Source organism: Ramlibacter henchirensis, from assembly GCF_004682015.1.
In the GTDB taxonomy this organism is placed as follows: domain Bacteria; phylum Pseudomonadota; class Gammaproteobacteria; order Burkholderiales; family Burkholderiaceae_C; genus Ramlibacter; species Ramlibacter henchirensis.
Window position 1 is genome coordinate 342,966 of record NZ_SMLM01000001.1, and the last position, 22,841, is coordinate 365,806.

26 protein-coding genes are annotated in these 22,841 nt (G+C 68.6%); 11 read left to right on the forward strand and 15 right to left on the reverse strand.

The window, feature by feature from the left end; translation table 11 throughout:
* Positions 1–2 precede the first annotated feature (2 nt).
* From minD to EZ313_RS01740, 3 genes are read right to left on the reverse strand one after another with little or no spacing between them, the layout of a single operon-like run.
* Entirely contained in the window at positions 3–818 is an 816-nt protein-coding gene (minD, locus tag EZ313_RS01730) for a septum site-determining protein MinD (protein ID WP_135261499.1), read from the reverse strand.
* 15 nt (positions 819–833) lie between these two features.
* Positions 834–1,703: a septum site-determining protein MinC gene (gene minC / locus EZ313_RS01735; RefSeq protein ID WP_135261500.1), complete on the reverse strand. Its 870-nt coding sequence runs from the start codon at positions 1,701–1,703 to the stop codon at positions 834–836.
* Positions 1,704–1,754: 51 nt separating this feature from the next.
* Positions 1,755–2,663: a recombination-associated protein RdgC gene (locus tag EZ313_RS01740; RefSeq protein ID WP_240788498.1), complete on the reverse strand. Its 909-nt coding sequence runs from the start codon at positions 2,661–2,663 to the stop codon at positions 1,755–1,757.
* A 275-nt stretch (positions 2,664–2,938) separates the two neighbouring features.
* On the opposite strand from EZ313_RS01740, the gene EZ313_RS01745 reads away from it, so the two are divergent.
* The gene (locus EZ313_RS01745) at positions 2,939–4,318 is read left to right on the forward strand and encodes an alkaline phosphatase PhoX (protein ID WP_205960311.1); all 1,380 of its coding nucleotides are present in this window, start codon (positions 2,939–2,941) and stop codon (positions 4,316–4,318) included.
* A gap of 18 nt (positions 4,319–4,336) precedes the next feature.
* Here EZ313_RS01745 and EZ313_RS01750 read toward each other — a convergent pair whose 3' ends face one another.
* On the reverse strand, positions 4,337–4,885 hold the full coding sequence (locus EZ313_RS01750; RefSeq protein WP_240788499.1) for a hemerythrin domain-containing protein: 549 nt from the start codon (positions 4,883–4,885) through the stop codon (positions 4,337–4,339).
* A 47-nt stretch (positions 4,886–4,932) separates the two neighbouring features.
* Here EZ313_RS01750 and EZ313_RS01755 point away from each other — a divergent pair, with 47 nt between their 5' ends.
* A complete protein-coding gene (locus EZ313_RS01755) occupies positions 4,933–5,796 on the forward strand; it encodes a 5'-3' exonuclease (protein WP_135261502.1) in 864 nt (287 codons plus the stop codon).
* Here the strand turns inward: EZ313_RS01755 and EZ313_RS01760 are convergent.
* The 6 genes from EZ313_RS01760 to EZ313_RS01785 all read right to left on the reverse strand — a co-directional run bounded on the left by EZ313_RS01760 (position 5,779) and on the right by EZ313_RS01785 (position 11,805).
* Entirely contained in the window at positions 5,779–7,284 is a 1,506-nt protein-coding gene (locus EZ313_RS01760; RefSeq protein ID WP_167772459.1) for a serine/threonine protein kinase, read from the reverse strand. The two genes, EZ313_RS01755 and EZ313_RS01760, sit on opposite strands and share 18 nt — an antisense overlap.
* 148 nt (positions 7,285–7,432) lie before the next feature.
* Positions 7,433–8,419, reverse strand: coding sequence for a Bug family tripartite tricarboxylate transporter substrate binding protein (locus EZ313_RS01765; RefSeq protein ID WP_135261504.1), 987 nt, complete (start codon positions 8,417–8,419; stop codon positions 7,433–7,435).
* Positions 8,420–8,436: 17 nt separating this feature from the next.
* Positions 8,437–9,411: an NAD(P)-dependent oxidoreductase gene (locus EZ313_RS01770; RefSeq protein WP_167772460.1), complete on the reverse strand. Its 975-nt coding sequence runs from the start codon at positions 9,409–9,411 to the stop codon at positions 8,437–8,439.
* Between the two features lie 11 nt (positions 9,412–9,422).
* Positions 9,423–10,616, reverse strand: coding sequence for a mandelate racemase/muconate lactonizing enzyme family protein (locus EZ313_RS01775; RefSeq protein ID WP_135261506.1), 1,194 nt, complete (start codon positions 10,614–10,616; stop codon positions 9,423–9,425).
* A gap of 65 nt (positions 10,617–10,681) precedes the next feature.
* A complete protein-coding gene (locus tag EZ313_RS01780) occupies positions 10,682–11,521 on the reverse strand; it encodes a hypothetical protein (protein ID WP_135261507.1) in 840 nt (279 codons plus the stop codon).
* An 8-nt stretch (positions 11,522–11,529) separates the two neighbouring features.
* A complete protein-coding gene (locus EZ313_RS01785) occupies positions 11,530–11,805 on the reverse strand; it encodes a DUF2277 domain-containing protein (protein WP_135261508.1) in 276 nt (91 codons plus the stop codon).
* A 79-nt stretch (positions 11,806–11,884) separates the two neighbouring features.
* Here EZ313_RS01785 and EZ313_RS01790 point away from each other — a divergent pair, with 79 nt between their 5' ends.
* On the forward strand, positions 11,885–12,271 hold the full coding sequence (locus tag EZ313_RS01790; RefSeq protein ID WP_135261509.1) for a hypothetical protein: 387 nt from the start codon (positions 11,885–11,887) through the stop codon (positions 12,269–12,271).
* 20 nt (positions 12,272–12,291) lie between these two features.
* Here the strand turns inward: EZ313_RS01790 and EZ313_RS01795 are convergent, their stop codons facing one another.
* Complete coding sequence (locus EZ313_RS01795; protein ID WP_135261510.1) at positions 12,292–12,702, reverse strand: YchJ family protein; 411 nt, start codon at positions 12,700–12,702, stop codon at positions 12,292–12,294.
* 114 nt (positions 12,703–12,816) lie between these two features.
* Here EZ313_RS01795 and EZ313_RS01800 point away from each other — a divergent pair, with 114 nt between their 5' ends.
* The 4 genes from EZ313_RS01800 to EZ313_RS01815 all read left to right on the forward strand — a co-directional run bounded on the left by EZ313_RS01800 (position 12,817) and on the right by EZ313_RS01815 (position 15,566).
* A complete protein-coding gene (locus EZ313_RS01800; RefSeq protein WP_135261511.1) occupies positions 12,817–13,485 on the forward strand; it encodes a dihydrofolate reductase family protein in 669 nt (222 codons plus the stop codon).
* Between the two features lie 56 nt (positions 13,486–13,541).
* Complete coding sequence (locus tag EZ313_RS01805) at positions 13,542–14,513, forward strand: Bug family tripartite tricarboxylate transporter substrate binding protein (RefSeq protein ID WP_135261512.1); 972 nt, start codon at positions 13,542–13,544, stop codon at positions 14,511–14,513.
* A 7-nt stretch (positions 14,514–14,520) separates the two neighbouring features.
* The gene (locus EZ313_RS01810) at positions 14,521–15,237 is read left to right on the forward strand and encodes a nuclear transport factor 2 family protein (RefSeq protein WP_135261513.1); all 717 of its coding nucleotides are present in this window, start codon (positions 14,521–14,523) and stop codon (positions 15,235–15,237) included.
* A 122-nt stretch (positions 15,238–15,359) separates the two neighbouring features.
* Entirely contained in the window at positions 15,360–15,566 is a 207-nt protein-coding gene (locus EZ313_RS01815; RefSeq protein ID WP_135261514.1) for a dodecin, read from the forward strand.
* Positions 15,567–15,596: 30 nt separating this feature from the next.
* On the opposite strand, the gene EZ313_RS01820 is transcribed toward EZ313_RS01815, so the two are convergent.
* The gene (locus EZ313_RS01820) at positions 15,597–15,821 is read right to left on the reverse strand and encodes a DUF6494 family protein (protein WP_135261515.1); all 225 of its coding nucleotides are present in this window, start codon (positions 15,819–15,821) and stop codon (positions 15,597–15,599) included.
* 194 nt (positions 15,822–16,015) lie between these two features.
* On the opposite strand from EZ313_RS01820, the gene EZ313_RS01825 reads away from it, so the two are divergent.
* Positions 16,016–16,936, forward strand: coding sequence for a DUF2935 domain-containing protein (locus tag EZ313_RS01825; protein ID WP_135261516.1), 921 nt, complete (start codon positions 16,016–16,018; stop codon positions 16,934–16,936).
* A gap of 21 nt (positions 16,937–16,957) precedes the next feature.
* Here EZ313_RS01825 and EZ313_RS01830 read toward each other — a convergent pair whose 3' ends face one another.
* On the reverse strand, positions 16,958–18,772 hold the full coding sequence (locus tag EZ313_RS01830) for a winged helix-turn-helix domain-containing protein (RefSeq protein ID WP_205960312.1): 1,815 nt from the start codon (positions 18,770–18,772) through the stop codon (positions 16,958–16,960).
* 18 nt (positions 18,773–18,790) lie between these two features.
* Here EZ313_RS01830 and EZ313_RS01835 point away from each other — a divergent pair, with 18 nt between their 5' ends.
* On the forward strand, positions 18,791–19,090 hold the full coding sequence (locus tag EZ313_RS01835) for a hypothetical protein (RefSeq protein WP_167772462.1): 300 nt from the start codon (positions 18,791–18,793) through the stop codon (positions 19,088–19,090).
* A 23-nt stretch (positions 19,091–19,113) separates the two neighbouring features.
* Here EZ313_RS01835 and EZ313_RS01840 read toward each other — a convergent pair whose 3' ends face one another.
* On the reverse strand, positions 19,114–20,016 hold the full coding sequence (locus EZ313_RS01840) for an alpha/beta fold hydrolase (RefSeq protein WP_135261519.1): 903 nt from the start codon (positions 20,014–20,016) through the stop codon (positions 19,114–19,116).
* Between the two features lie 150 nt (positions 20,017–20,166).
* Between EZ313_RS01840 and EZ313_RS01845 the strand changes: the two genes are divergently transcribed.
* On the forward strand, positions 20,167–20,466 hold the full coding sequence (locus EZ313_RS01845) for a hypothetical protein (RefSeq protein ID WP_135261520.1): 300 nt from the start codon (positions 20,167–20,169) through the stop codon (positions 20,464–20,466).
* Between the two features lie 26 nt (positions 20,467–20,492).
* Here the strand turns inward: EZ313_RS01845 and EZ313_RS01850 are convergent, their stop codons facing one another.
* Positions 20,493–21,863, reverse strand: coding sequence for a serine hydrolase domain-containing protein (locus EZ313_RS01850; RefSeq protein ID WP_240788607.1), 1,371 nt, complete (start codon positions 21,861–21,863; stop codon positions 20,493–20,495).
* A 256-nt stretch (positions 21,864–22,119) separates the two neighbouring features.
* On the opposite strand from EZ313_RS01850, the gene EZ313_RS01855 reads away from it, so the two are divergent.
* Positions 22,120–22,839 (forward strand): hypothetical protein, encoded by a 720-nt coding sequence (locus EZ313_RS01855; RefSeq protein ID WP_135261522.1) that lies wholly within the window; start codon positions 22,120–22,122, stop codon positions 22,837–22,839.
* The last annotated feature ends 2 nt before the right edge of the window (positions 22,840–22,841 follow it).

The window sequence follows — 22,841 nt, forward strand, 5'->3', positions numbered from 1 at the left end:
CTTCAGCGACCTCCGAACAGGCGCTTGAGCAGGCCCTGCTTCTGTGCGTCGACGAAGCGCATCGGCTTGTCGTGGCCGCGGAAGCGGTCCACCACGTCCTTGTAGGCCTCGCTCACGTCGGTGCCCTTGAGGTGCACCGCCGGCATCCCCTGGTTGCTGGCCTGCAGCACCGTCTCGCTCTCGGGGATCACGCCGATCAGCGGGATGCGCAGGATGTCCTGGATGTCCTCCAGCGACAGCATCTGGCCCTGGTCGACCCGGTTGGGGTTGTAGCGGGTGATGAGCAGGTGCTCCTTGACCGGCTCCTTGCCCTCGATGGCGCGCTTCGTCTTGGACGACAGCATGCCCAGGATGCGGTCGGAGTCGCGCACCGAGGACACCTCGGGATTGGTGACCACCAGCGCCTCGTCGGCGAAGTGCATGGCCATCAGCGCGCCGGTCTCGATGCCCGCGGGCGAGTCGCACACGATGTACTCGAAGCCCATGCCGGCCAGGTCGTTGAGCACGCGCTCGACTCCTTCCTTGTTCAGGGCTTCCTTGTCGCGCGTCTGGGAGGCGGCCAGCACCGAGAGGTTGTCGCAGTTCTTGTCCTTGATCAGGGCCTGGTTCAGCGTGGCCTCGCCCTGGATCACGTTGACGAAGTCGTACACCACGCGCCGCTCGCAGCCCATGATCAGGTCGAGGTTGCGCAGGCCGACGTCGAAGTCGATGACCGCGGTGCGGTGGCCGGCCAGGGCCAGGCCGGAAGCGAAGCTGGCGCTGGTGGTGGTCTTGCCGACCCCACCCTTGCCGGAAGTGACGACGATGATCTTTGCCATTGGGGCTCCGTGGACTTAAGCCTTTCCCTTGCGGGAGAAGGTGGGTTGGGGGCGGGCGGCGTCGGGCGAGCGCTGCCGCCCCGACCCTCCGCCGGCGGGGGAGGGCGCGAATTCAAGTGCTTCCATCACGAGCCGGCCTTCCATGCCGCCGTCCAGCCGCACCTGCGTCGGCTTGCCGAGCACTTCGGGGGGCAGGGCGGTGTCGCTGGTGCGGTAGACGCCGGCGATGGAGATCAGCTCGGGCTCGAGGCAGAGCGTGACGATGCGCGCATCCGAGTTGCCGCGCGCGCCGGCGATGGCCTTGCCGCGCAACGGCGCGTACACATGGATGCTGCCGTCGGCGATGACCTCGGCGCCCGGGTTCACCATCGACATCACCACCAGGTCGCGGCCGCGGGCATAGACCTGCTGGCCGGAGCGCAGCGGCTTGTCCAGGACGAGCGCGCCTGCAGCGGCCGGCGCGTGGTTTTCGACAGGCTCGGGGCGGGCCGGCGCGGCGCTCGCCTGCGCGGGTTCTTCGGGCTGCCTGGCCTGCACCAGTCGCGGCGGCGGCACCACCTCCGGATCCGCCTTGGCCAGTCCCGCGGCACGCGCGGCCCGCTGCTGCGGGATGCTGCCGCCGCGGGCCGCCACCGGCACGATGTGGTAGCGGCGCAGCAGTTGCACCAGCACGGCGAAGTTCACCTCCGCATCCTCCGGCAGCAAACCGAGGTCGATCACCATCGGGTCCTGCTCGAAGAAGTCGGGGAAATCGCCGAAGCGGGCCTGCAACTCACCGGCGAGCGCGCGCAGGTCCGCGGACTTGAGGAGCAGCGAGACCAGCGGGAGGTTCGCGCTCTTGATCTCGAAGGTGGCAGGGGCGCGGCCTGCGAGCGCAACTGTCATGGGGGGTACTGCAAGGGCGGGCGGATATTAGCAGTGCCTCAGCAGCAAAACCTAAACATTGTGTAGCTCGCCGCCGAGCGACGTGAGCAGCTGCGGCAGCAGCGCAGAGAGCTCAGACGTCGCGATCGAGGCATCGGCATCGAATCCGTCCTCGCCCTTGGGAGCGTCCTCGATGCCGCGGATGTCGATCTTGCGGATCGCGAGTTGCTCGGTGAGAACGAACGACACCTTGTCGTTCCAGGTGAGAGCGAGCTGCGCCGGCAGCTTGCCTTCCTGGATGTGCTGGCCGATCTCGTCCAGCTCCAGGTTGTGGCGCGCATAACGCACCACGGATTTTTCCTCGCCGGTGTTCTTCAACTCCAGGTCGCGGTCGATCGAGAAGCCTTCCGGCGGCTGCTTGGTGGTGAGCCACTCCGCCATCGCGGTCGCAGGCGCCAGCGACGTCGAGATCGGCGACAGCGGCAGCACATGGCCCAGGTCGGCCATCACGTCCACCAGCTGCTTCACCACCGGCTCGGCGGCCTTCATGCTGCCGGCGGCGATCACGAGCGAGCGTTGTTCCGCGTCGAGCCAGATCACGTGCGAGGAACGCTTGCTGAAAGCGCGGGGCAGGAACGTCAGGATGATCTCGTCCTTCAGCTCCGACTTCTCCTTGCGACCCGGCTTGCGTCCCTGTTCGGCCTCGATCGCCTTGCAGCGCGCCTCGAGCTCCGCGCGCACCGCGCCGCCCGGCACGCTCTTGCGTTCGACGGCGAGCTTCAGGATCCACTGGGCCGCCACGCTTTCCACCATCGCGCCGTTGTCCTTGCCGCGCGGCGGCACCCAGCCGGCCGCCCGTTCCTGCGTGGGTTCGCAGGGCTGGAACGCAAGGCGCTGGAGTTCCGCCTCGAGCCGCTCGAACGCCGGGGGCGTCCAGTCGGGACCGATGCGGTAGACGACGATGTTCTTGAAAAGCGGCATGCGGGGGCGGGCGGATGAGGTTGGCTCGAGGGGACGCATTCTGCCTTCGAAGCAAGCCATTGCGGCCCGCTGCTGCACGCCGTTTCAATTCACTGCGATCCGCATCGCACCGTCGCCGGGTCCGCGCGCGCAACTTTCCCGCGTGGCGTCACGGCGATGACACACAAGCCCCCTAACTTCGCGTCGCCTGTCCCGGCGCTGCAAAAAAACTCTTGACGCGAATGGCGAGCGCCGGCGGCCAGGCATCGATCCAACAAACCCCTCCTGGAGAGCAGATGACCTCTTCCCGCCGCAACTTCATGAAGTTCGTGGGCACCAGCGCGATGATCGCGCCGCTGGCCACCCTGTATTCGCGCACCGCGCATGCCGCGCCGTCCTTCGGGCCGGGCTTCGGCGAACTGGCGCCCGTCTTGCCGCTGAACACCGCCGACCTCGTCGTGCCGGGCGTGTTCGACTACCGCAACCAGCCGCTCGTGACGCTGCCGCCCGGCTTCCGCTACTGGGCGATCTCCTGCACCGGCCAGGCCATGAGCGACGGCACGCTGGTGCCGGGCGACCATGACGGCATGGCGTGCTTCCAGGGGCCGCGCGCCACGACCATCCTGGTGCGCAACCACGAGTTGAGCAACCGCGAGGTGAAGTTCGGCAACGACAAGGGCGTCAACGTGCCCGCGGGCCTGAAGTTCGACACCTATGCCAACGGCGGCACCACGACGCTGGTGCTGGATTCGCAAGGCCGGCTGCTGCGCGATTTCGCTTCGCTGGGCGGCACCAACAACAACTGCGCCGGCGGACCCACGCCGTGGGGCAGCTGGCTGACGTGCGAGGAAAACACTTCGCTGCCCAATGCCACGTTCTCCACCTACCAGCAGCGCCACGGCTACGTGTTCGAAGTGCCCGCGCTGGCCGAAGGGCCGACGCAGGCGATGCCCATCCTCGACATGGGCCGCTTCAGCCACGAGGCCACCGCGACGGATCCGCGCACGGGCATCGTCTACCAGACCGAGGACACCGGCGACAGCCTGTTCTACCGCTACATCCCGCACACCCGTGGCGCGCTGCTGCAAGGCGGCAGGCTGCAGGCGCTCAAGCTGCGGGACTTCGCCGGCGGCGTCAACACGGGCAAGGGCTTCCTGGGCAAGCTGAACCAGCCGCTGGAGGTCGAATGGGTCGACATCCCCAATCCCGATCCGCGCGACAACGCGCTCGCGAACAGCACGCGCGGCCAGGGCCAGGCGCAGGGCGCGGCGCGGTTCGTCCGCGGCGAAGGCGCGTGGTACGGCGACGGGTTGGTCTACTTCTGCTGCACCAGCGGCGGCGACATCGACGCCGGCCAGGTGTGGGCCTACGACCCGATGCGCGAGACGCTCACCCTGGTGGTCGAGTCGACCGATCGCGCGGTGCTCGAAGCGCCCGACAACATCACGCTCGGCCCGGACGGCCGCCTGTACATGTTCGAAGACGGCGGTGGCGGAAACAACATCGTGGGCGTCAACCGCTCCGGCGAATTGTTCCGCGTGGCGGAGAACGCGATCAACGACAGCGAGTTCTGCGGCGGCTGCTTCTCGCACGACGGCCGATTCATGTTCGTCAACATCCAGACCCCGGGCCTGACGCTCGTCATCGAAGGCCCCTGGCGCAAGGGCCAGGGCTGAAGCGAGCCGGCGCGCCTGCTACCTCACTGCGCGGCGGGACATCATGTCCTGCGACATCGCGGACAGGTCGCCGGCGCCCAGGCGAGCCACCGCGGCGGGGAAGGCCTGTCCTTCTTCCGCCGCGATGTGGTCCGCGTACAGCGCGGCGAACGATGACAGCGTCTGCAGTTGCTCCTTGCGCAGCGACGCGAGCTGGCCTTGCGCGATCGCCGACAGGATGGGCCGGGCAGCGGCCCATTCGAGTTCCATCTGCCGGTGCTCCCGGCGCAGCCGTTGCGCCAGCTGCACGAGCTTTTCGTCATCGCTCGCCTCCAGCCGCGGCACGACGTGGCGCTCCTCGTCCAGGTGGTGCTGCGGCCCGGCGACATCGAAATAGCGGATGACGTCCTGCGCCGCCGTGCGCGCCTGCCCATCGTTGCCGTGCCGGGCGATGTGATCGCACAGGCGGTCGACCAGGTCCAGCATGGCGCGGATCTTCCCGTGGCAGGCCTCCAGCATCTCGAACGGCTGGTCGAAGCCGGGCGCCGCGGCCGGCGCGAGGTCGGTGATCTTCAGGAGGCTCGGCATCTCGGGCTTGGTGGCGACAATCGTGGGAAAGCTTAACCCGCACCCGCATGGTCATCGACCTCATCGACGGCACCTACGAGCTGTTCCGCCACTTCCACGGCCTGCGCCGCTTCACGAAGGGCGAGGACCGCCCGTTCGGCGCGGTGGCCGGCGTGCTCAATGGCGTGCTGCAGCTCATCGAGAACCGGGCGACGCATGTGGGCGTCGCGACCGATCACGTCATCGAATCGTTCCGCAATCGCCTGTGGCCGGGCTACAAGACCGGCGCGGGCATCGAGCGCGCGCTGCTCTCGCAGTTCCATCCGCTCGAAGAGGGACTGGCCGCGATGGGCGTCGTGGTCTGGCCGATGACCGACCTCGAAGCCGATGACGCGCTCGCGTCCGCCGCCCGGATCGCCGCCGAGGACGATCGCGTCGACAAGGTGCTGATCTGGACCCCCGACAAGGACCTCGCGCAATGCGTGCGGGGCGACCGCGTGGTGCAGGCGGATCGCAAGGCCAAGGCGATCCGCGACGCCAGCGCCATCCGCGAGAAGTTCGGCGTCGAGCCGGCGCTGATCCCGGACTTCCTTGCGCTGGTGGGCGATGCCGCCGATGGTTATCCGGGCATCGCTGGCATCGGCGCGGTCGGGGCTGCACGGCTGCTGAACAGCTACGGGCCCATCGAGTCGTTCCCGGCAAGGGTCCTGGGCGACCAGGCCGACATGGCCTTGTTGTTCAAGCGGCTCGCGACGCTCCACACCGAAGCGAACCTGTTCAGCGATGTCGAGGCGCTGCGATGGCGCGGGCCGACGCCCGCGTTTGCGGCGTGGACCGAGCGGATCGGCGCTCCCAAGCTGCTCCAGCGCAGCCTGGAGCTGCAGGCGAAGCTGGCGCAGGCATCGGCGCCCCGTTCAGGGCGCGCCGCGTGACTCCGCGAGCTGGTGGCGAGCCTGCGCGTCCGCGTGCAACTTGATGCACACCGGGTGGTGGCGGAACTCGGCCGTCGCGCAGCTGATCACGGTGCACATCTCGCGTACGAGATCGCTGTCGTGGCGGCACTTGTGATCCAGGCGCGCGGATCGAGGCTGCCGTGCCGCGCGCTGCGCCGGCCGGTGCGCGGCATGCACGCCCGCGGCTGATGTGCGCTTGCGGGCCGCCGGGTGCGCGCGTGCGGGTTCGGGTGTTTCATCGATCACCTCTTCGCGCGCGGGAGTCCGGTTCGTTCTTTCCGTCGTCTCCAGCTCCTGCCTGTTGATCCGGGCCGGCGTTGCGACCGCGGTGCTCGCAAGGGGTGGGATGGGCAGCGTCGTGGGCGCAAGGGTCGTCGCCTGGGATTCGATCACCGGCTTCGGAGGATCCGAGACACGCTCGCGGTCGGCCTGGCTGGCAATCGCTGTCGCGGCGTCGCTGAGTGAACGCTCATTCCCCGAGAGGCCGCCGATCCAGACGACGAAGGCCGCGCATCCGATCGCCAGCGTGAGGCCCGCCCGACGGACGAGCCAGTTCGGGGAGGTGCTGTCCGGTGTTGCAATCGCGGCCACGTCCGGCGCCCACTTGGGAAACTCGTGGCGCTGCACGCTCGCCGTCGCCGCGGGAAGGGCCGGGTCTTTCTGGCGCACCCACACCGGCGTGCCCAACGCGGACCGCAACGCCTCGCCAAGCTCGGCGGCGCTCCGGTACCGGGCCTCCGGACTGCGGGCCAGGGCGCGTTCGAACACGGCGTCGAGTTCGAACGGCAACGCCGGCCGCGCGTTCCGGGCGGAAGCCGGCGTCCCTTGCGGTACTTCCCCCCGCTGGAACGGCAATGCGCCGGTCAGCAACTGGTAGCCGACCACCGCGGCCGAGTACAGGTCGCTGCGATGGTCCGCGGGTCCGCCGAGCGCCAGTTCCGGGGCCATGTGAGGCGCCGAATCGAGAACGCCGGGTCGGGCGGCGGCCTGCGCCACCGCCGCCACCCAGCCGTAGCCCGTCACCTTGAGTTGTCCGTTGCGGGCGATCAGCAGGTGCTTCGGATGGATCGCCGAGTGCACCAGGCCGTTGCGATGCGCGTACTCCAGCGCGGAGAGCAACTGCGCGACAAGCGCGAGCGCCTGCAGCGCGGGCAGCCTGCCGACGCGCGCCAGGTAGTGCTCCAGCGTCTCGCCTTCCACGAAGGCCGTGGTGACGAACGCGCTGTGGCCCTCGCATCCGAAGTCGTGTGCCGGGACGATGTTCGGGTGCCGCACTTTCGCGGCTGCGAGCACGGCGCTACGCACGCGCGATTGCGCGGTTTCGGTCGATGGCGCGGCGCTCGCATGCAGGACCGTGAGCGCCCAGCGGCCCGGGAGGCCCGGCTCGTCCGCCTCGTAGACGGTGCCACCGTCGTCGCGGCCAACGAACCTGAGCAGTCGGTAAGGCCCGAGCCGGCCTGGTGTCATGGCGTCCTTCATCCGTTGTGCATGGTCTGTTTTCCCATGCTCTGCCGTTGTAGGACGGCTGCGGATTCGCATGTCCATGCCAAGCGCGCAGCGCCCACGACGCAACTCGTCCGCGGCGCGCGTCTGAGCCCGCAGATGGCGCGGGCCGTCAGTCCTCGGCCTTGAACCCCGTGGACCTCACCACGTCCCGGTAGCGCTCCCAGGTCTGCCGATGGAGCCTCGCGAAATCGGCCGGCGAGTTGATGTCCACGTCCGTGCCCTGCGCCTGCAGCGCCGCCGCCACCTTGGGTGAAGCCACCGCTTCCTTGATGGCGGCATTGGCGCGCGCCACCACGTCGGCCGGCGTGCGCGCCGGCGCCAGGAAGCCCGACCAGTCCTGGAACACGACGTCCCAGCCGAGCTCCTTCATGGTCGGCACCTCCGGCGTGAAGGGCGAGCGCCGCTCGGTGGTGGTGGCCAGCATGCGCAGCTTGCCGTCCTTCACGTGCTGCAGCACCTCGGGCAACGGCGTCACCACGGAAGCGATATGCCCGCCCAGAACATCCACCACCGATGGCGCGCCGCCCTTGTACGGCACCATCTGCAGCGGGATGCCGGCCTGCTTCGCGAACAGCGCGCCGGCGAAGTGCTGGCCGCCGCCGGGCGGCGCGCCGAATGTGGCCTTGTCGGGATTCGCCTTGGTCCAGGCCACGAAGTCGGCCATGCTGCGCACGCTGGCCGGCACCGCCGGACCGACCGACAGCGCGAAGGCGCCCTTGGACGTGGTGGCCACCGGAACGAAGTCGGTGAGCGGGTCGTAGGGCAGCGTCTTGTAGATGTGCGGGAAGATCGCCATCGGGAACGCGGGGCCGAACAGCATCACGCTGCCGTCGGCCGGCGCGTTCTTCACGTGCACGGCGCCGATGCGGCCGCCACCGCCCACGCGGTTCTCCACGATCACGGTCTCGGCGTACTTGCCGCGCAGGCCGTCGGCCACGAGGCGGGCGACGGCGTCGGTGGCGCCGCCGGCGGGAAAGGCCACCACGATCGCGAGCTGGCGCAGCAGCGGCTGCTGCGCGCGCGCGGCCGGCATCGCCAGCATTGCGGGCAGCGAGCCGGCCGCGAGCAGCTTCAGGGTGGAACGTCGCGTGGTCATCTCGTCTCCTTTTCGATTCAGCCGTTCGACACCACGTGCTGCAGCGGCTGGCCGGCCATGAGGCGCCGCAGGTTGTCGGCCACGCCTTGTGCCAGCCGCTCGATGCTGCGCGCGCTGCCGGAGCCGGCGAAGTGCGGCGACACGATCAGGTTGGGGCAGGTCCATAGCGGGTCGTCGGGCGGCAGCGGTTCCGGGTCGCTCACGTCGATGCCGGCGCCGCCCAGCTGCCCGCTTTGCAGCGCCCGCACCAGCGCCTTCTGGTCGAGCACCGGGCCGCGCGCGACGTTGATGACCAGCGCGCCCGGCTTGCACGCCGCGAAGGCCGCGTCGTCCAGCAGGTGCGTGGTTTCCGGCGTGAGCGCGATGGCCACCGCCACCACGTCGGCCTGTCCCAGCGCCGCGTGCAGCGACGACAGCGGCAGCGCTTCATCCACGTTCGGGTCGGACTGCGGCGTGCGCGCGACCGTCACCACCCGCATGTCGAAGGCTCGGGCTCGTTTGGCGAGTTCGCGGCCGATGTGGCCGAAGCCCACGATGGCCAGCGTGCCGCCTTCGAGCGCGCGCGCCTTCGGCGCGATGAGCGTGCGGTCCCAGGCGCGTCGCGCCATCACGACCTGGACCATGTCAGGCACGCGCCGCACCAGCGCCAGCATCAACGCCATCGCGTGCTCCGCCACGGCGGGCGAGACTCCGCCGCCGGCGTAGCTGACGATGATTCCGGGCGGCCAGCCCAGTTCCTCATAGCCCTCCCGGCCGGCGGAGATGAAGTGCATCCACTTCACCGTGCTGCCGGGCGCGGTGAGCGCCGCGAAGACCTGCCGGGCCTCGTGCTGCGGTCCGTGGACCAGGGCCAGGGCGTGGGCGCCGGGCAGCGCGGCCAGCGTCTCTTCCAGCGTGGTGGTCACCTGCAGTTCGACGCCGGGCACGGCGTCCAGCGCGGCGATGATTTCCTTCTTTGCCAGCTGCAGCTTGGCCCAGTAGACGATGCGCAAGGGAGTTCCTTTCAACGCGTGCGCGGCGGCCGCGCGCGCAGCTCTTCTTCGTTCATCTCGGTGCCCCAGCCGGGCCGCTCGGGCACGCGCATGTGGCCGTCCTCGATCTCCGGTGGGTGCGTCAGGTAATCGCGGGTCCAGGGCGCCTCGTCCACGCGCAGTTCCATGATGCGCAGGTTGGGCACGGCCGCGCTCAGGTGCAGGCTCATCAGCGTGCCCAGCTCGCCCACCGGGTTGTGCGGCGCGAACGTGGTCTCGTGCGCGTCGGCGAACGCGGCGATGCGGGCCGATTGCCACACGCCGTTCCACATCGGGTCGACGATGCAGGTGTCCACCGTCTGCCCCTGCAGGAACGGCCGGTATTCGGCGATGCCGTGCAGCGACTCGAGCGAGGCGATCGGCGTGCGGCAGTTGCGCCGGATGAAGCCCAGCGCGTCGGGGTCATTGATGTCCACCTCGAGCCAGGCCAGATCCAGGTGCTCGAGCCGGTGGGCCATGCGCAGGTAGCCCTCGGTGCGCTGGCTGAAGCTCACGTCCAGCATGAGGCCGATGTCAGGCCCGACGGCTTCGCGGTACGCGGCCATCTGCTCCTCGATCTGGGCCAGCTGCCGCTCCGTGATGGAGCGGTCCAGGAAGCCGGGCGCGATGCGGAAGCCGCCGCTGAAGAAGTAGGGCTTGTCGCGATCGAAGAACACGGGATTGGTCTTGACGGCGCGAAAGCCCCGCGTGACCGCCTCCCGCGCCACCGCGGTCAGGTCGTCCATCTTCCGGATCGGCGGATAGCCGAGCTCGCCGGTGTAGAAGGGCTCGCGCGGGCCCACTCGGTAGCTGCCGCAGTGCGTCCAGTACACCGGCACGCGATCGCGCAGCGGCCCGCCGAGCAGCGTGTGCACGGGCAGCCCCGCGGCCTTGCCGGCGATGTCCAGGCAGGCGTTCTCGATGGCGGCGACCGCCTGCTGCGCGAGCCCGCCCGCCGCGAGCCGCGTGGTGGCCAGCAGGGTCTCGCTCACTCGGCCGAACTGGCGCGGGTCCATGCCGATCGCGTGGCGCGCGAAGTCCTGGATCAGCGGGTCGATGCGCGCGCCGGAGAAGCTGTCGTAGTACTCGGACCAGCCGGCCAGGCCCTCGTCGGTGCTGAGCTTGAGGAAGGAACAGGTGCGGTAGCCGCCGTCGGCGTGCACGCTCTCGGCCTGTGTGATCTTCATTCGGACCTCTTTTCGGACCTCTTTTCAGCAGCTTACCCACGTATGCAGTGTGCTGCACCCGCTGGTTACGGCTCGGCACCGTGATGCTGAAGCACCGCCGCTTCCGGGTCCTTCTCGACTTGCGACAGCCTCAGCTCGTAAGTCTTGAGCCACCAGTAGGCGCTGAACAGCCAGATCTCGGTGGCTTCCAGCCAGAACGCATAAGTGTGGGGCTCCTCGCCTGCGAACTTGATGAGCACGAAGAAGAGACCGCCCACTGCGGGCATCGCCCACGCGATGCCCTGATAGAGCCGGCGGAACGTCACCGCGCCGATGGGCGAATCCGGCGGGAGGTATTGCAGCGACTTGCAGGCGCACTTGAGCGCGACGAAGAACAGGCAGGCGAACAGCAGCACCGCGGCGATGTAGTGGACGGGAATCGGCCACTGCTGCGTGTAGGCCCATTCGCGAATGGCCGGGCAGGTGTCGTACAGCCGCCGGTAGTGCGCGGAGAGGTCCTCAGCTTTCACGGGAACCGGCAGTCGCTCGGGAACCGACGCGACGACAGCGCCGAACGCCGCCGCGGCGTTCAGGAGCAGGTTCTCCAATGGCGTGAGGCCCTTGTAGGCATACAGGGCGAGCGCGATGGCGACCAGGCCGCCGATGAAAAGCGTGCGCGTCGGAAAGCTCGCGCAGTGCGCCTTGCCGGCCGCCCAGAAATACGCGCTCATCGAGGGCTGCAGGTCGAGGCCGTGATAGAAGCGGCCCCACCCGTACAGCAGGATCGGCAGCAGGAAGGCGGTGACCGCGAGCGCCAGCCGCAGCGAGAAGTACGTTCCCGAGAGGTGCTGCCACAACTCGCGCGTGTCCGGCGCGGGCGGCGTGTTGAGCGCTTCGACACGCTGCAGGGCGGTGCTCGATCCCATGTGAAGCGTCAACGCCGCTCGCCGAATCGCGCGACTGCGCGCTCCCGGGCCTTGGCTGCCTCCGCCTCACGAGTACGCGGCTCGGCGCTGGTGACCAGCGAGCGGATCAACTTCCTCGCCGAAGCCGCGACTTCTTCCACCGCGCGCTCGAACGCCTCTTCATTGGCCTTCGACGGGACATTGAAGCCACTGAGCTTGCGCACGAACTGCAGCGATGCATCCCGGATCTCGAGCTCCGTCGCCGGCGGCTCGAAGTTGAAGAGGGTCTTGATGTTCCGGCACATGGCTCTGCTCCCCGATCTGCAGCAGCCTCCATGGTACGCAGCCGGAGACTGCGGCTGCAGCTGGTTAGCATCGGCGCCGATGAAGCTCGATCCTTACGTGCAGATCGGCGACACGCCGTTCACGGTGTCGAGAGACGACCTGCTGTGCGCGCGCGGCGAACCGTGGCGCGCTGTGCGCAACGGCCTCGGCCTCAACGAGATGGACTACGGCGACGTGGTGTACCGCTTTCAGGACAGCGGCCGCCTCGAGGAGGTGACGCAGGAGGCGGAGGTCGTGAACATCGGCAACGTCGCCGTGCCCTTCGCGAACCTCGCTGCATTCATCCGCGCCCATGACCCGGAGGCATTCGAGCGCGCAGGCTTCCTGATCAGTCCCCAGTTCGGTCTGGCCTTCGATCCTTCGGAGCCGTTCTGGGTGACGGCGCTGGCGCGGCACTGCCTGCCGGAATGGAGGAGCCTGGGTTGAAGGAGGGCGGCCGCTTGTGCTCAGCGTATCTCGCCATCCACGTAGTACCAGCGTCCATCGTCCTCGCGCACGAAGCGGCTGCGCTCCCGCAGGCGTCCACCGCGCCCCTGCATGCGGTAGCGCGCGACGAACTCGACTTCCGCGTGCGAGCCATCGACCATCTGGTGGTCATGCACTTCCAGCCCCAGCCATTTGGTTGCGGGGTCGGGCCGGGCGTCGGGCGGCCGGGTGCTCGGATGCCAGGTGGCCAGCAGGTAGGCATCGTCGAGCAGCACGTGCGCCGTATAGCGCGAGCGCATCAGCGATTCGGCATCCGGCGCCGGTCCACCGCCGAGCCAGCGGCCGCAGCAATCGGCGAGGGACACCGACCGGCCGCTGTCGTCGGTGCGGCCGCAGGGACACGGACTCGAAGGTGGCAGCGAGCGGTCCATCGCGTGATGGTACAGGCGCGTCCGCCCCGGGTACTTGTGTCGAAATCGGCCGCCGTTGGCCGTCGTGGAGATGACACCATCGCCCACGCGAACCTCAACCCTCGGAGTCCTCCCATGAGAAAGCTCATCGCATCCACCTTCGTCTCGCTCGACGGCGTCATGCAGGCGCCGGGCGGCCCCGAGGAAGATCCCACCGGCGGGTTCGCCTTCGGCGGCTGGACGTTCAACCACTGGGACGAGGCGATGGGCCGCTCCATGGACGGCTTCGACGGCAAGGGCCGCGAACTCCTGCTCGGCCGCAGGACCTACGAGATCTTCGAGGCGTACTGGCCGTACCAGCCGGCCGACAGCCCGATCGCGCAGACGCTCAACGCCGCCAGGAAGCACGTGGCCTCGCGCACGCTGAAGAAGGTGGCCTGGAACAACTCGACGCTGTTGGACCGCGACGTCGTGGCAGCGGTGGGCGGGCTCAAGTCGAAGTCGGGGCAGGACCTGCAGATCATCGGCAGCGGCAACCTGATCCAGACGCTGTGGGCCGCATCGCTGATCGACGAGTACAACGTGTGGACCTTCCCTGTCGTGCTCGGGCGCGGCAAGCGGCTGTTTGAAGCCGGGACCAAGGCGGGCGCGCTGCGGCTCGTCGCGTCGCGAACCTCGGCCACCGGCGTCGTGATGAGCACCTACGCGCCGGCCGGTGACGTCCCGCTCGGATCGTTTGTGCAGACGGAGCCGAGCGCGAAGGAGATCGACAGGCGCGCGAAGCTCAAGCGCGAAGCGGGCTGACGCGGTCTGCCGGAAATTCGTTCCGCCGGTCGAGTGCCCCTCTTAGACTCGCCCGCATGAACACGTTGCGACGAGGATTGCTCTGCACCGGTCTTGGCCTGGGCCTGCTGCCGTTGCGCGCCCAGGGGACGTGGCCCGTGCCGGGGCGGCCGATCCGGATGGTCGTTCCTGCGCCGCCCGGCGGGCCGGGCGACGTCGTGGCGCGCGCCCTCGCGCGGGAACTGGGCGAGAGTCTCGCGAGCACGGTGGTGGTCGAAAACAAGCCAGGCGGGGCGAGCATCCCCGGCGCCCTCGAAGTCTCGCGCGCGGCCGCCGACGGACACACGCTGCTCCTGACGCTCAACACCACGCACACGCAGGTGCCGCACCTGTACGCGCGAGTGCCTTTCGATCCTTTCAACGACTTCACGCCGATCGCTCCGGTGTATCGCGGCCACTCCGTCCTGGTCGCGCATCCTTCGTTCCCGGCTGCGAACCTTGCCGAGGCGATCGCCCGCAGCCGCTCGCAGTCCGTGGCGTTCGGCTCGCCGAGCCCGGGCACGACGGGGCATCTCTACATCGAAATCCTGAACGCCGACCATGGCGCGCGCTTCGTGCACGTGCCCTACAAGGGGTCGAGCCCCGCGCAGCAGGACCTGCTGGCCGGGCATATCGGATTGCTGTTCGACTCGCCGGCCACCGCGCTGCCGCACGTGCGCGCCGGCCGGCTGAAGGCGCTGGCGACCACCGGGCCCGCACGCCTGGCGGCGATTCCCGACGTGCCCACTGCGCGCGAACAGGGCTACGCCGGGCTGGAACGCGGGACCTGGCTCGGCGTGTTCGGGCCCGCCCGCCTTCCGGGCGCCATCGTGGCGCGCCTGAACCGCGAGATCGCGCAGGCGCTGAAGGGATCGCAGCTGCGCGAGCAATTCGCGGCGATGGGGGTGGAACTCGAAGCTGCAACGCCCGATGCCTTCGCCGAACTCATTCGCGCGGACCACCATGCCTGGGGGCAGGTGATCCGGCGCATCGGCCTTCGACTCGATTGACCACGACATGACCACTGACACGCAAGACGGCCTGCTGCAGCGCATCGCGGAACTCGAGGCGGGAATGGCGAAGCTGCAGCGCCGGGTGACGACGCTGGAAGACACCGAGCAGATCAACAAGCTCACCCGCATGTACGGCTACTACCTCGACAAGGCGCTCTGGGACGAGTTGCTGCCGCTCTTCACGGAAGACTGCGAGGTGGAAATCTCCGCGCTCGGCGTCTACGTGGGGCGTGCGCAGCTCGAAACGCTGTTCAGGAAGTTCCTGGGCCAGGGGCCCGCGCGCAGCGGACCGGACGGGCTGCTTTGGGGGCAGATGTACAACCACATGATGGTGCAGGGGATCGTGCACGTCGACGACGACGGCCGGCACGCACGCGGCCGCTGGCGGTCGTTCATGCAACTGGCCGAGTTCCGCAAGTACGGCCGCTGGGGCGAGGGCGTCGAGACCTTCGAGTACGGGAAGAACGAGGCCGGCCAGTGGCGGATCTCGCGGATGCACTTCTACCGCACCTTCCACACACCCTACGAGGAAAGCTGGGCCACGGCCGTGTCGCCGAAGGGCGGCATGCTGCAGAACTACCCGCCCGACCGGCCGCCCACCGAGAACTACGATCCCTGGCCCGGCGTGTACATCCCGCCGTTCCACTACGCCAATCCCATCACGGGGCGGGCCTGGGTGCCGGTGCCTCCTGCACGAGAGGAAGACAAGGATCAGTCTTGATCGCCGCGACACGCTCGCGCGCAAGGATGTCCGCCCTGGGGCGGAAGCGGACATACTGGCCCCTCGTTCGCGGACTGTCTCAAGGCCGGGCTGCGTCGATCAGCCGACTGTCAGGAGGTGCCATGTCCAACCACGTGTACAAGATGCTGGAACTCACCGGGTCCTCGCCCTCGGGCATCGAAGATGCCGTCAGCACGGCTATCGCGAAGGCCAGCGAGACGATCCGCAACATCCATTGGTTCGAGGTCGTGGAAACGCGTGGCCACATCCAGGACGGCAAGGTCGCCCACTGGCAGGTGACGCTGAAAGTCGGGTTCACCCTCGAGTGAGGGGCACCGGCCGCGATCCGGCCGGCTGATTCAGGGCGCGCCGCCGGTCGCCTCCAGCCGGATCTCTCCGTCGAAGGCGGCCTCCAGCCGCAGCCCCGGGATCTCCAGCTTCATCCGGGCAGGAAAAGTCTCCGTGCCCGCGATCGCGCCTTCCTGCACCGCCCGCGCGACGGCATGCTCGATCTCGCGTTGGGAGCTCACCCCCACCATCTTCAGGAACTTGCGAACACTGATGTTCAGCTCTTCCTCATCCATGGCTGTCTCCTGGTAAGTCGCCATCATGGCCGACCCGTGGCGGCTTCGGCGGCGCTTGCTCGGCAGCAGAAATCGCCGTCACGCAGTTCGGCCGCAGCAGACAGTTCAATGCGCGGCGCACTTACAACGCAGCTCGTCGCAGGCATCCCACGCTGATCCCGGCAGCCGCCCGCAGCGGCTGGTTGGAGACGCAGATGCCGACGACTCGCCGCGCAGTTCTGAAGGCAGGTGGCCTCGGGGCCGTCACGGGATTGGCGGGGTGCGCGACCGCCACCGGACTCAACCCCATCATCCCGCCGGCGGCCAAGGTCCTGCAGGACTCCAAACAGGTGGCCACCACTGCCGCCGTGATGGGCGCTGCGCCCGGCACGCAGTTCAGCGCCCGCGAAAAGCCCACCTACGTCGCCCAGACCCACGATCCGTTCGGCCATTCCGTCGCCGACAACCTGTTCTGGAACGACATCATGATGGAGCACGCGATGTTCTTCGTGCAGCTCATGCCCGGGGCCGAGCTGGACGCGGCGCGGCGCCAGGCCGAGGAGTTCCAGCGCCTCTTCACCCGGCAGCTGGAGGCGTCGCGCGGCATCCGGCCGGACAACTTCATGGCCTTCAACCGCACGTCCATCGACCTGGCCAAGCGGTTCTCCGAGTACAAGAAAACCATGCGGGAGCAGCAGGCGTCCGGACGCATGCGCAGCCTGGTGTGGCCGCTGTTCTTCACCCACACGGCGCGGGAGGCCGATCGCTTCGCGACCCGCCTGGACCAGTACAACCGCCGCCAGGTCGAATTCGACCGCAGCGAAGTCGTGCAGTTCTGGGGCACCACCATGGGCGAGCATTCCGCGTTCATCGCGCACCTGCTCGATCCGGACGAGAGGCTCCTCATCGAACAGGCCACCCGCCTGGAGCGCGCTTTCCTGCAGACCGGACTGCGGGACGTGCGCGGCGACGACGTGATGAAGGCGGCCAACGAGGTGCTCGACTTCAAGACCGTGGGCGAGAAGGGCATCTACGAGGGCAAGATCAAGTCCATCATCTCGCCGCCGCTGGCATCGCACGTGCGCCGCGAAGCGGTGCGCTTCATCGACGAACTGAAGCGGACGCAGGCCGGCTGACGGACCCGCGGCCGGGTGGAATCATTCGGGCAATCCGGCCTTCGCCAGTCCGTCGAGAAAGCGATCCCGCAGCGGCTGGAGCTGCGGATGCACGGGGGCGGTCCAGACCCGCCAGGCACCCACCGTGAAGCGCGGGCGCAGCCGGAGCACTTCGGCGGCACGTTCGCGTGCCTCCTGCCCGCGCCCGTTCGACGCGTCGATCGAGGTGAGCAGCAGTAGCGCTTCGAGCTGGGTGAGGCACGGTCCGGCAGCGACGGACTGGCGCAGGTGCTCGGACGCGATGGCGTCATGGCCCAGGTAGTACTCGGCCAGGCCTGCCTGCAGATGGCTGAAGGCGACCAGCGGCGCCTCCGACGAACCCAGCCGCAGCGCGGCCCTCGTGTGGGTCTCGGCATCCGCAAGCTGCCCCAGCCGAAGCTTCATCGCGCCGATGCGCGCATGCGCCCAGGCGTCGCTCGGGTTCGCGACGGCGACGGCCTGGTAGATGCGCAACGCGCCTTCGAGGTCACCGCGCATTGCCAGCAGCCTGCCGGCGACGTACTGGGCGGGCAGGTACTGCGGATTCGCGGCTCGCGCCCGGGCGAGCGCCCGCCCGGCGAGGGTGACGGCTCCGTGGCCCAGGTTCCATGCCGCCTCGAGTTCGCTGACGTACGACTGCGCAACGCCCGTCCAGGCCGCCGCCGAGCCCGGGTCGGCCGCCGCCACGGCTTCGAAATGCGCACGGGCGCGCAGCAGGTCGTCATAGCTCGCCGCATGGGCCAGCAGGTGCTGGCCTCGCATGAGCTCCTCGACCGGGTCGAGCCGTTCGCCTTGGCCCGGGATCGGCCGCTTCACCGCGGCCGTGCTCATGCGCCAGTCCACGACACGGGCGATGCGCGAAGCAACGTCGCGCTGCCACTGCGCATCCGCCGTGGCCGCGTACTCGAAGAACTCCGACCAGAAGACCGCGCCGTCCTCGCTCGACTCGAGCTGCGCGTGGACCCGGACCTTGTCGCCGTCCTGCTGCGTACTGCCGGTGAGCAGGTGGCGAACCCTGAGCTGGCGGGCGGTGCGGCGCATGTCTCCATTCGGCGCGGCATCGACACCGGGCACGTGTCCGATCACGAGCGTGTCGGGCATCTTCGCGAGCGCGCTGACGAGCCCGGCCGTGATCGCGTCGGCCACACGCCCCTGCCCAGCCGCCGGCGCATCGGTAAACGGCATCACCGCAACAGAGCGCCGCTCCTTGAGCCTGTCGTCCACGTTGACAGGAACCGGATCATCCCGCGTGACGACGGCCAGCCCAGCCAATGCGGCGACTGCGGCCAGGAGGAGCGTGCCGGCGGTGACCTTCCAGTGCCTTTGCGGGCGTGGGGAGCGCAAGCGGTCCGTCGCGGCCGTCGCCCCGGATTCCATCGACGCGTCGAACAGGTAGCCGCGCCTTGCCACCGTCCTGATCAGGACCTGCTCGTCGTCGCCGAGTGCGCCGCGCAGCTCGCGCACGCACTGCGACAGCGATTCGTCGTTGACGACCACGCCCGGCCATACGGCAGCGAGCAGTTCCTTCTTCGGGATCACGCGGCCGGGATGCTCGGCAAGGTAGCAAAGCAGGGCAAAGGTCTTGGGGCGCAACGCGACGGTTGCGCCGTTACGGTGCAGTTCGGCACGGCGCGCGTCGAGCGTGAATGGCCCGAAGCGCGAGACCGGGCGCGATCCCTCCTCTTCAAGCGTAGCCGTTCCCATGGGGTTCCCCTGGCGGGAGAAGGCGCCTTGCGCAAATGCTTCGACGAAGCATCGACCAAGCTGCCGGGATGCTTCGCCGCGAAGTCGTATCCCGCGAACTAGATTACTCCGCATCGACTGAAGGAGGAATGCATGGCCTCGAACCTTCGCGCGTGCTGTTGCATCGGCATCGGCGTTCTGCTGGCGGCAGCGGAAGCTTCGCAACCCGCCCTGGCGCCGGCGGCCTCACGCGAACGGGTGCAGCTGGAGAACCTGCCGGAGGCGACCCTGAAGACCTTGTACCTGCGCTGTGCGCGCGAGTCGAACCGGCGGCTGCTGTCTTTCGACGAGGCTTTCCACTGTTCAACAGCGGCCGACATCCTGATGAGGCGCAGCTTCGGCGGCGACTTCGATGCGATGCTGGCGTGGTGGCGCCGCAACCGGGACGACTGATGCGGCCGGCAGCCCGGCAGTCCTCAGGCACGCACGAGCTGCAGCACCGCCTGCGCGAACACGGCCGGCTTCTCCTGCGGCAGGTTGTGGCCCGCGCCGGGCACCAGATGGTGCTCGCGCGCTGCCGTGAAGAGTCGCGCATGCGCGGACGCGGGCGACGGCGGCCGCACGCCGTCGTCGGCGCCGTCGAAGGTGATCGCCGGCACGGTGATCGGTGGCTGCTTCGCGAGTTGCCGCTCGATGGCGGCGTAGGCCGGGTCGCCGGGCACCAGGTTGTAGCGGTGCCGGTACGAATGGACCACCACGTCGACGAAGTCCGGGTTGTCGAAGGCGGCCGCCGTGCGCTCGAAGGTCGCGTCGTCGAATCGCCACGAGGGGGACCAGGTCTGCCACAGCAGGCGCGCGAGGCCTCGCCGGTTTCGCCGCAGGCCCTCGCGGCCGCGCTCGGAATGGAAGTAGTACTGGTACCAGAGTCTGCGTTCGTTCTCGGGCGTGTCGGGTTCCAGTGCCCGCGCGTGGTCGAAGATGTTGTAGCTGTTGTACGAAACCAGGCCGGCGCAACGCTGCGGCCACACGGCCGCCACGACGCAGCAGGCGCGCCCGCCCCAGTCGTATCCGGCCAGCACGGCGCGCGGGATCGCCAGCGCGTCCATCAGCGCCAGCAGGTCCGCCCCCAGTGCGGCCTGCTCGCCGGAGCGCTGCGTCGCCTCATGCAGGAACCGTGTCGCCCCATGGCCGCGCAGGTACGGAACGATGACGCGGCAGCCGGCCTCAACGAGAGCAGGAACAACCCCGGCGTACGCATGGATGTCGTACGGGAAGCCGTGCATGAGGAACACCGGCGGGCCGCCGGCCGGACCCGACTCGTGGTACGCGACGGCGAGCACGCCGGCTTCGAGGGTCCGCAAGGGCTGCAGGGAGTTCATGGCCGGCAGGTTGCCACAAGTGATCGGCCGGGCTGATGCCTGCTTGCGGTCGAAAGCTGCCGCCGCGCACCGCGCGTCGAATCCTCATGAGCTCCTAGAATCGCAAGCCACCACGACTGCCTTGCACGCATCCGCTCCGCTCCAGCCGCCATGCCGTTCACCCTGTCCCACAAAGTGCTCGACGAGGTCCTGCAGAAACACCGGGTCAAACCCAATGATCTGGCGGGCATCGACAGGCTGTTCGGAGGAGCGGACGGCTACTACTGGTACCACACGATGCGGCACCTGTGCCCGCGGACGGAAACCATCGTCTGGGCCAACGAGGAGGAGATGCGCGCTGCGCTGCAGGACCACGAGAACGAGACGGCCGCGGAAGACGAGGTCAAGCCGCAGGTCCTGAAAGAGGCGCATCTCACCGCCATCGCGCGGCTCCTGGCCGCACCCGGATAGGCAGCGCTGCGTTTGGCGGCGATGTACTAGGACGTGGAACGTGCCCGGCCTGGCACTGTGGCGCGATAGCGCCCGGTCACCTCCTTGACGATCGCGCCCCGGGTCAGCAACTTCGTTCCACCCGCCCAGAATTCCCTGGCCTTGCCGCGGCCGTCCCGCACGAGCCGCACCGCCTGGCCCGGGCTGTTGTAAGCGGAGGCCCGGCGGATGATGCCGCGATCCTTGCCCGTGACTTCAATCTCAACGGTGAGTGCGTCGAACGGAGGGTGCATCGCGGGCGCCACCTGGAAAACCTTGTCGCCGACCGGAACCAGGTGCGAGCACCCGTACACGCTCCACCAGTCGCCGCGCCAGGAAGCGACGCGCCTGGCGGGTGCGCCATGTTGCTGGAAGGCGGCCAGGATGCTCTGGATGCCATCAGCCCAGACCCATGCAAGGCCGTCCTGCGCATTGGTGAGGACGGTGACCGTCAGCCCATTGGCCGTGAAACGCGAAGTCCGCGAGGTAAACCCCTGCAGGCCGCCGGTGTGGCCGAACCACTCCTTGGGACCCGGCGCAGTCATCATGGTGCCGAGGCCGTACCACTGCTCGAGGGTCGAGACCTCGTCGCGCCAGCGTCGCTGCACCATCGCGCGGCGGCTGGCGGGCGAGAGGATGCTCTCTTCGCATTCCGGATCGAGCTGCGCGAAGAAACGCGCCGTGTCCGCTGCGGTGGAGACGAACCCGCCGGCGGGCGCGATCGCGTGGGTGGCATTGTCGCCGGGCACGATTCGCCGCTGGCCGAAGGGAAACTCCGCCGTGTGGCCGCTGGCGAGCTGCGCGCCCCTCGGCAACAAGGGCATGTCCGGCACCGTCTCACGCAGACCCGCAGGGCGGATCACGTTGTGCGTCATCCAGTCCGCGTAGGGCGTGCCGGTCACCTGCTCGATCATCATTCCGAGCAGCGCGTAGCCGTGGTTGGAGTACTTGAGCTGCACACCCGGCTCGAGTGGCTGGGGACGCCTCAGGTCCTCCAGCACCTCATCGCGGGTGAGATAGGGCCTGCGATCCGCGAACTGGCCCGCATCGTCGCCGTCCCGCGTGATGCCGGCTCCGTGCGACAGCAGTTCAGCCACGCGCGCCCGGGCCACGTCGGGGTGCAGGCTATCCACATACCGGCCGATGGGGTCGTCCAGGCCGAGCCTGCCCTCCTCGCGCAGCAGCAGCACCGCGGCGGCGGTGAAGGTCTTGCTGTGCGAGGCGATCCGGAAGCGGTGCCGCCGGCTCATGCGCTTTCCCGTACGCAGATCCGCGTGGCCGAAGGCGTATTCCCCGATCAAGGAATTGCCGCGGGCAATGGCCACGACGCAACCGGGCTGCTGGAAGCGCTCCACCTGAAACGCGAGCCAGTCCTGCACGTAGTCCAATGCAGGCGCGAGCCAAGGGCCATTCCAGTCCATGTCCCCTCCGTCCAATCGGGTGAGCAGTGTAGGGGGAGCGAGAGTCCGCTATCGGCTGGAAGCCGACAACAGCGGCAGTTGTGAGTCGATGCCCTCAAGCAACACCCGGCGCCACCAACTGCCAACTACTCGCGGGTTCCGAATCGTCCAGCAGCTCGGCTCCACGTCGGTTCAAGCTTCTGCACGATATTGAAGGCCTGAGCAGAGGCCTGTCGTGTTGTTGATCACTACTCTCGTATCTGTGCTCGGCGTTGCGGCCGGCTCACTTGGAACGATCTGGTGGACGCGTCACCAGGCAAAGAAACGGCGCCGCATCCCGAAAATCTGGCCTCTGGACGAGCGCCCGATCATGAACTCAGGGGAGCAGAAAGTCTGGCGCCACCTGCTCCAGGCTTTCCGCGGCCACCACGTGATGATCAAGCTGCCGATCACCCGCTTCACGGTGCCCAGGGCAGGCCAGGATCCCGCCCGCTTGTACGGACTGCTCGCCGATGTGTACTGCACTTTCACGGTGTGCGGCCCTGATGGTCGCGTGATCGGCTGCATCGACGTGAACGGCCCCCAGGGCATCCCCAAGGGCAATCGGCTGCTCAAGCTCGGCCTGCTGTTCCAGTGCGGCATCACCTACCGGGTGATCAACCCGAACGAACTGCCGCAAGTCGCAGACCTGCTCAAGGAATTCCTGGGGTCGCGCGATCTGATCTTCGCACCCGGCGACTTCACTCCAGCGTCGGCAGTCCACGCGCGGCAGACCTTGAGGGCGGTCGTCAGTCGCGAGCGCCGGCGGCGCGAGGGCCACCGGCAACTCTCTCCAGGCGAGCTCCCCTCCCCAGGCACGGCCGACCAGTTTGCTGAAAGCGGCAATTCGGGCTCTTGGCAGCAGCCCAACTCCTTCATCGCCCCGCTGGACAGCAGAACCGCTGCGGTGACGTGAGT